Raw genomic sequence first — 6,931 nt, 5'->3', positions numbered from 1 at the left:
CCACAGCAGCGATAAGGGCGTATACGTCACTATGAGTATTCCGTGGAGCGACACCAGCACCATTAACTACAACGGTTCTTACGGCAACGGCCCGAACAGCAGCCAGGTCGGTTACTTCAGCCGTATCGACGACGCCACGCACTATCAGGTGAACGTCGGTACCAGCGATCATCACTCCAGCGTGGACGGCTATCTGAGTCACGATGGCACGCTGGCGAAAGTCGATCTCAACGCCAACTATTACGAAGGACAATATCAGTCGGCGGGGATCTCTTTACAGGGCGGGGCCACGTTGACTGCACATGGCGGCGCGCTGCATCGCCTGCAAAATATGGGCGGTACGCGTCTGTTGGTCGATGCCGACGGCGTTGGCGGAGTGCCTGTGCAGAGCAACGGCGCGCCGGTCTACACCAATATGTTCGGTAAGGCGGTCATCGGTGATGTGAACAGCTACTACCGTAACCAGGCCAATATCGACTTAAACAATATGCCGGAGAACGCCGAAGCGACGCAATCCGTGGTACAGGCGACGCTGACCGAAGGGGCTATCGGCTACCGCAAATTTAGCGTCATTAGCGGGCAAAAAGCGATGGCCGTACTGCGTTTACGTGACGGCAGCTACCCGCCGTTCGGCGCGGAAGTAAAAAATGACAGTCAGCAGCAGGTTGGACTGGTGGACGACGACGGTAATGTCTACCTCGCGGGTGTGAAAGCGGGTGAGCATATGGCGGTCTCCTGGGATGGTGCAATTCAATGCGATATCTCGCTGCCCGATCCGCTGCCTGCCAATCTGTTTAACGGCCTGTTGTTGCCTTGCCGACAGAAAAATGCACAGACGCCTGCGACAGCGCCGGTTGATGTCAAACCCGCAATTCAGGAGCAGGCGCATAAAGTTGCGCCAACGGTGGCGCCCGCAGCGCTCTCTTCTCTTCAGTTACGTGATTAAGGAACGATCCATGCACTCACTTCAGCCTTCAACAACCCTCGGGGCGGCACTGATGTTGCTGCTCACCGCTGCCAGCCTGCCTGCGCAGGCTTCGGTTACGCCCGACCGTACCCGCTTGATTTTTAATGAAAGCGATAACTCGATCAGCGTGACGCTGCGCAATAACGACCCTAAATCACCGTATCTGGCTCAGAGCTGGCTCGAAGATGCGAAGGGCAACAAGATCAGTTCGCCGCTGGCGGTGTTGCCGCCAGTGCAGCGCATCGACGCCATGATGAATGGTCAGGTTAAGGTGCAGGGGCTGCCGGATATCCATAATCTGCCCGCCGATCGTGAAAGCATGTTCTATTTCAACGTGCGCGAGATCCCGCCGAAATCGAACACCCCCAATACGCTGCAAATCGCCCTGCAAACGCGCATCAAGTTGTTCTGGCGACCGAAAGCGCTGGAAAAAGTGGATATGAGAAACCCGTGGCAATACAAAGTGACGCTCACTCGCGCCGGACAAACGTTTACCGTCAATAACCCGACGCCGTACTACGTCATTCTCAGCAACGCCGGGGCGAAAAACGATGGCAGCACGGCGGCAGGTTTCTCGCCGCTGGTTATTCTGCCGAAAACCTCGCAACCGTTGAAGGTGAAAATGGACAGCGTGCCGGTGCTGACTTATGTCAATGATTACGGCGCGCGTTTACCGCTGTTCTTCCACTGCGCTGGTGATACCTGCCAGGTGGATGACGCGCAAAGCCGCAAAGGCTAACGCCGGGAGGTCACGATGAGAGGAGCTTTTCTGCCCATTGCTGCCGCGTTGTTGCTGACCAGTGCCACAGTCTGGGCCGACAGCAAAACGGTAAACATGGAGCTACGTGTGCTGGTGGATGCGCCGCCGCCCTGTTCGATAAAGGGGAGTGCGGTGAATTTTGGCGATGTGCTGATTAAAAGCATCGACGGCAGCAACTATTTGAAGCCTGTCGGCTACACGCTGAACTGCGGCGCTCGCAAATTCGACGATCTGCGAATGCAGCTTCGCGGCACCACCGCCACTATTAATGGCCAGACGGTGGTCGCTACCGGCATTGACGGTTTCGGTATTCGGGTACAGAGCGTCAGCGATCATTCGCTGTTTGCTGTGGGGAACGATAACTGGACGCCTTTTAATTTCGCCAATCAGCCGAAGCTGGAGGCGGTACCGGTGAAACAGAGCGGCGTTCAGCTTACGGCGTCGGCGTTTAGCGCCACAGTAACGATGGTGGTGGACTACCAATGAAACGACTCGCGCTTTTTTTACTGTCTGGACTCTGTGGCGTAACGTTTGCCGCGCCAGAAGATATTACGTTTCAGGGGAATTTGCTGGCGCCGCCCGCGTGTACCGTCAGTGCCAATAACACCATTGATGTGCTGTTTCAGGACGTCATTATCGACAATATCAACGGCGTTAACTTCCGCCAGGATGTGCCCTATACCATTACCTGCGACAGTGCCAGCCGAAATTCCGCCTGGGTAATGACGCTGACCTGGACAGGATCGCAAACGGATTTTGATAACGCGGCGGTGCAAACCAACGTGACAGGATTGGGCATTCAGCTTCAGCAAAACGGCCAGCCGTTTCGCTGGAATACGCCACTGACGATCGATACAACGAATTTGCCGACGCTGAAGGCGGTGCCGGTGAAGAAAAATGGCGCGGTGCTGAACGATGGTGATTTCAGCGCTTACGCCACCTTACAGGTGGATTATCAATGACGACGATAAGCAGAGTGTTTAACCATCTGGCGTTGGCGTGTGGCCTGATGCTGGTTTTTGGCGGTGTGACTCAGGCTAAGAACGACAACCTGTATCTGCACGGTAATTTGTTGAGCAAGTCCTGCACCCCGGTATCGAACGGCGGGCTGCTGGTGGAAGTGCATTTTCCTACCATGAGTTACAAAGACCTGATGGTGAGCGGGCAGTCCGCACGCGTGCCGGTGGTTTTTCAACTGAAAGAGTGCAAGGGGCCTGCGCAGTACAACGTTAAGGTCACGTTTACTGGCCCGGAAGACAGCGGTCAGCCGGGATTTCTAGCGCTGGACGCTTCTTCAGGAGCGCAAGGGGTAGGGATTGGTATGGAAACGACCAACGGTGTGCAAGTGCCAATCAATAGCACCACCGGGGCGACATTTGTGCTCACTACCGCAAGCGGCGGTAACAATTCGCTGAATTTTAACGCCTGGCTTCAGGCGAAAAGTGGCCGGGATGTGACGCCTGGCGACTTTACCGCCCAGCTGACGGCGACATTTGAGTATATTTAAGATGAAAATGACACGGTATTTTTTAGGGTTGTTGATGCTGTTGAGTTTCGGAGGGCAGGCGGATACATATGTTGGTGACCTGCATACCTATTTTGGCGCAGGTAACCCCGCTATGACCAATTTCACTCTTTATCTGGAGGTGGTGACGCCGCACGGAACGTACTATGGGACATATCAGGAGCCAAGCCAGCGTTTGAATACTGGAAATATAACAAACATTTACTGGAGTGACACCACGGGGACTATCCATGCACCTCGTTTGAATATGGGGGCTGCCTCCGGCGCGGGAAGTATTGGGCCATGTCCCGGCGTTCATGATGCGCCAAACACCAGCACATGGGGGTGTTACTCTACGAATATCTCGGTTTATGTTGATCAACCGGTTGGCGGATGTCCGTGGTTGATTTCATCATATATAACAACATTTTATCACAGCACCTTCACCGGAGATCAGGGGCCTTATACTGGCCCGAAAGCGCATAACTCATCGTGCCCGCCAGTGGCGGTTGCACCTTATGACGTCTCCTGGGATGAAAACTATGTGGCGCATAATAAAACGGTACGCCTGCCCGGGGGCGGTGGTGTTGTCACCCAAACGCTTTCTACCTATCTGATGAAAGATGGTCAACTGTGCGACGGTAGCCAGCCTGATGAACGTGGCCTTTATTGCCGTCTGGTGGCTCAACTGATGACCTTTACCTCCTCGGGCTGCGATGATGCCAGGGTTAGCGTCACGCCAACGCCGCACCCCATCACCGACAAACAACTGCACGATATGGTGTTGCAGGTGAATACCTCCAACAACGTCCCCGCGATCGCCGCGACCTGTCGCTTCCAGTATATTTTGAACGAGCTGTAGCGTTGATGATTCAATATTATCCGACCAGAGTCCTGGTCGGATAACAGGTTTCCGCGAAGATATTTCTCAGGGAAGTTCCGGCGGCAGCCACTCTTCTACCTCAATAAGCACCAGCAATGCCGCATCACCGCCGTACTCTTTCGGCGCCTGGTGAAATGCCATCACATGCGGATGCTGCGCCAGCCACAGCGGCGTTTGCTGCTTGAGAATATGTTTACCGTGACCATGCATCACGCAGGCGCAAAACACATGTTCCCGTCGGCAGGCGGCAATCAATGCGCCTAATTCCTGTTTCGCCTGTAGTTGCGTCAGACCGTGTAAATCGAGAAACAACTCCGGTGAATAATCCCCGCGTCGCAACTTCTTCGCCTCAAAATGGCTGACATCCGGGCGGACATATTTCACCGGACCTTCGGTATTTAATAACGGCTGAAACTCATCGGAAAAATAATGGCTGGCATCAACCTGCTCCTGAATCAAACGTTTGACCGGTACTTCACTGATTTTCTTGCGTTGCGGTCGATGGACAATCGTGTCCTGTTTAAGCTGGCGAGTCCCCGCCATCAACTGGCGGAACAGCGCCTGATCCTCCTCACTAAGTGGTGATTTCTTTTTCATTTACGCTTCTCATTTCTCATTTTCCTACAGTTTACCCGACTCGCCGCGCAATCGATCGTTTTAAACGTATTTTTCCTCACTCACGGCGCGTGGATGCTGATTTATCACCGCCTTCATGGCAAACTAGCCGCCGAAATTAATGCAATCATGCCCTGGAGGAACACGTGGATAAAATTTTCGTTGATGAAGCAGTAAATGAACTGCAAACCATTCAGGACATGTTGCGCTGGTCGGTGAGCCGCTTCAGCGCGGCGAATATCTGGTACGGTCACGGCACCGATAACCCGTGGGATGAAGCGGTACAACTGGTATTACCGTCGCTTTATCTGCCGCTGGATATCCCGGAAGACATGCGCAATGCGCGCCTGACCTCCAGCGAAAAACACCGTATTGTTGAGCGCGTAATCCGTCGCGTCAACGAGCGCATTCCGGTTGCCTACCTGACCAATAAAGCCTGGTTCTGCGGCCATGAATTTTACGTCGATGAGCGCGTGCTGGTACCGCGCTCGCCGATTGGGGAACTGATCAACAACAAATTTGCCGGGCTTATCAACAAACAACCGCAGCACATTTTAGATATGTGCACCGGTAGCGGTTGTATCGCCATTGCCTGTGCTTATGCTTTCCCGGAAGCGGAAGTCGACGCGGTAGACATTTCTCCTGATGCGCTGGCGGTTGCCGAACAGAACATTGAAGAACACGGCCTGATTCATAACGTCATTCCGATTCGTTCCGATCTGTTCCGCGATTTGCCGAAAGTACAGTACGACCTGATTGTCACTAATCCGCCGTATGTCGATGCGGAAGATATGTCTGACTTGCCAAATGAATATCGCCACGAACCGGAACTGGGTCTGGCGTCTGGCACTGACGGCCTGAAACTGACACGTCGCATTCTCGGTAATGCGGCTGATTACCTTGCGGATGACGGCGTACTGATTTGTGAAGTGGGCAACAGCATGGTACATCTGATGGAGCAATACCCGGATGTTCCGTTCACCTGGCTGGAGTTTGATAACGGCGGCGACGGTGTGTTTATGCTCACTAAAGCGCAATTGCTGGCGGCCCGTGAACATTTCGGTATTTATAAAGATTAAGTAAACACGCAAACACAACAATAACGGAACCGTGATGGCTGGAAACACAATTGGACAACTCTTTCGCGTAACCACCTTCGGCGAATCGCACGGGCTGGCGCTCGGCTGTATCGTCGATGGTGTTCCGCCAGGCATTCCGCTCTCGGAAGCGGACCTGCAACATGACCTCGACCGTCGTCGCCCCGGGACATCGCGCTATACCACCCAGCGCCGCGAACCGGATCAGGTCAAAATACTCTCCGGTGTTTTTGAAGGCGTTACCACCGGCACCAGCATTGGTTTGTTGATCGAAAACACCGATCAACGTTCCCAGGATTACAGCGCAATTAAAGATGTTTTCCGCCCGGGTCATGCCGATTACACCTACGAACAAAAATACGGTCTGCGCGATTATCGCGGCGGCGGACGATCTTCCGCTCGCGAAACGGCGATGCGCGTGGCAGCAGGGGCGATTGCTAAAAAATATCTCGCCGAGAAATTTGGTATCGAAATTCGCGGCTGCCTGAGTCAGATGGGCGATATTCCACTGGAAATCAAAGACTGGTCGCAGGTTGAGCAAAATCCCTTCTTCTGCCCGGACCCGGACAAAATCAACGCCTTAGATGAACTGATGCGCGCGCTGAAAAAAGAGGGCGACTCCATCGGCGCGAAAGTGACCGTGGTGGCAAATGGCGTACCCGCCGGACTTGGCGAGCCAGTATTTGATCGCCTGGATGCCGACATCGCCCATGCGCTGATGAGCATTAACGCGGTGAAAGGTGTGGAAATCGGCGACGGTTTTGACGTTGTAGCGCTGCGCGGCAGCCAGAACCGCGACGAAATCACCAAAGCGGGTTTCCAGAGTAATCACGCGGGCGGCATTCTCGGCGGCATCAGCAGCGGGCAGCAAATCATTGCTCATATGGCGCTGAAACCGACCTCCAGTATTACTGTGCCGGGGCGTACAATTAACCGCGCTGGCGAAGAAGTAGAGATGATCACCAAAGGTCGCCATGATCCTTGTGTCGGGATCCGCGCAGTGCCGATCGCCGAAGCCATGCTGGCGATCGTTTTGATGGATCACCTGTTACGGCAACGGGCGCAAAATGCCGATGTGAAGACTGATATTCCACGCTGGTAAAAA

At 54.1% G+C, this 6,931-nt stretch carries 9 protein-coding genes; 8 read left to right on the top strand and 1 reads right to left on the bottom strand.

What is annotated here, in order from left to right; genetic code table 11:
• From EA14781_RS03720 to EA14781_RS03695, 6 genes are all read left to right on the top strand, one after another.
• Window positions 1-946, top strand: a 946-nt coding sequence (locus tag EA14781_RS03720; RefSeq protein ID WP_042335380.1) for a fimbria/pilus outer membrane usher protein, incomplete at its 5' end; no start/stop codon positions are given.
• Between the two features lie 10 nt (window positions 947-956).
• The gene (locus tag EA14781_RS03715; RefSeq protein WP_000555837.1) at window positions 957-1,706 is read left to right on the top strand and encodes a fimbria/pilus periplasmic chaperone; all 750 of its coding nucleotides are present in this window, start codon (window positions 957-959) and stop codon (window positions 1,704-1,706) included.
• A gap of 15 nt (window positions 1,707-1,721) precedes the next feature.
• Window positions 1,722-2,213: a fimbrial protein gene (locus tag EA14781_RS03710; RefSeq protein WP_001213614.1), complete on the top strand. Its 492-nt coding sequence runs from the start codon at window positions 1,722-1,724 to the stop codon at window positions 2,211-2,213.
• A complete protein-coding gene (locus EA14781_RS03705) occupies window positions 2,210-2,689 on the top strand; it encodes a fimbrial protein (RefSeq protein ID WP_000824796.1) in 480 nt (159 codons plus the stop codon). Before EA14781_RS03710 ends, EA14781_RS03705 begins: the two co-directional genes overlap by 4 nt.
• Before the next feature lie 47 nt (window positions 2,690-2,736).
• Window positions 2,737-3,234: a fimbrial protein gene (locus EA14781_RS03700; RefSeq protein ID WP_241685452.1), complete on the top strand. Its 498-nt coding sequence runs from the start codon at window positions 2,737-2,739 to the stop codon at window positions 3,232-3,234.
• Window positions 3,235-3,241: 7 nt separating this feature from the next.
• The gene (locus tag EA14781_RS03695; RefSeq protein WP_339326492.1) at window positions 3,242-4,093 is read left to right on the top strand and encodes a StfH/YfcO family fimbrial adhesin; all 852 of its coding nucleotides are present in this window, start codon (window positions 3,242-3,244) and stop codon (window positions 4,091-4,093) included.
• A 66-nt stretch (window positions 4,094-4,159) separates the two neighbouring features.
• On the opposite strand, the gene smrB is transcribed toward EA14781_RS03695, so the two are convergent.
• Complete coding sequence (smrB, locus tag EA14781_RS03690; protein WP_000730462.1) at window positions 4,160-4,711, bottom strand: endonuclease SmrB; 552 nt, start codon at window positions 4,709-4,711, stop codon at window positions 4,160-4,162.
• A gap of 164 nt (window positions 4,712-4,875) precedes the next feature.
• Between smrB and prmB the strand changes: the two genes are divergently transcribed.
• On the top strand, window positions 4,876-5,808 hold the full coding sequence (gene prmB, locus EA14781_RS03685; protein WP_010326099.1) for a 50S ribosomal protein L3 N(5)-glutamine methyltransferase: 933 nt from the start codon (window positions 4,876-4,878) through the stop codon (window positions 5,806-5,808).
• Between the two features lie 34 nt (window positions 5,809-5,842).
• The gene (aroC, locus tag EA14781_RS03680) at window positions 5,843-6,928 is read left to right on the top strand and encodes a chorismate synthase (RefSeq protein ID WP_002461679.1); all 1,086 of its coding nucleotides are present in this window, start codon (window positions 5,843-5,845) and stop codon (window positions 6,926-6,928) included.
• Window positions 6,929-6,931: the final 3 nt, after the last annotated feature.

Source organism: Escherichia albertii NBRC 107761 = DSM 17582 (genome assembly GCF_000759775.1).
In the GTDB taxonomy this organism is placed as follows: Bacteria; Pseudomonadota; Gammaproteobacteria; order Enterobacterales; family Enterobacteriaceae; genus Escherichia; species Escherichia albertii.
This window is presented reverse-complemented; position numbering and strand designations above follow the sequence as displayed.

Coding starts and splice junctions, on each gene's coding strand:
- EA14781_RS03715 (WP_000555837.1), top strand. CDS start 957: ATGCACTCACTTCAGCCTTCAACAACCCTCGGGGCGGCACTGATGTTG.
- EA14781_RS03710 (WP_001213614.1), top strand. CDS start 1,722: ATGAGAGGAGCTTTTCTGCCCATTGCTGCCGCGTTGTTGCTGACCAGT.
- EA14781_RS03705 (WP_000824796.1), top strand. CDS start 2,210: ATGAAACGACTCGCGCTTTTTTTACTGTCTGGACTCTGTGGCGTAACG.
- EA14781_RS03700 (WP_241685452.1), top strand. CDS start 2,737: ATGCTGGTTTTTGGCGGTGTGACTCAGGCTAAGAACGACAACCTGTAT.
- EA14781_RS03695 (WP_339326492.1), top strand. CDS start 3,242: ATGACACGGTATTTTTTAGGGTTGTTGATGCTGTTGAGTTTCGGAGGG.
- smrB (WP_000730462.1), bottom strand. CDS start 4,711: ATGAAAAAGAAATCACCACTTAGTGAGGAGGATCAGGCGCTGTTCCGC.
- aroC (WP_002461679.1), top strand. CDS start 5,843: ATGGCTGGAAACACAATTGGACAACTCTTTCGCGTAACCACCTTCGGC.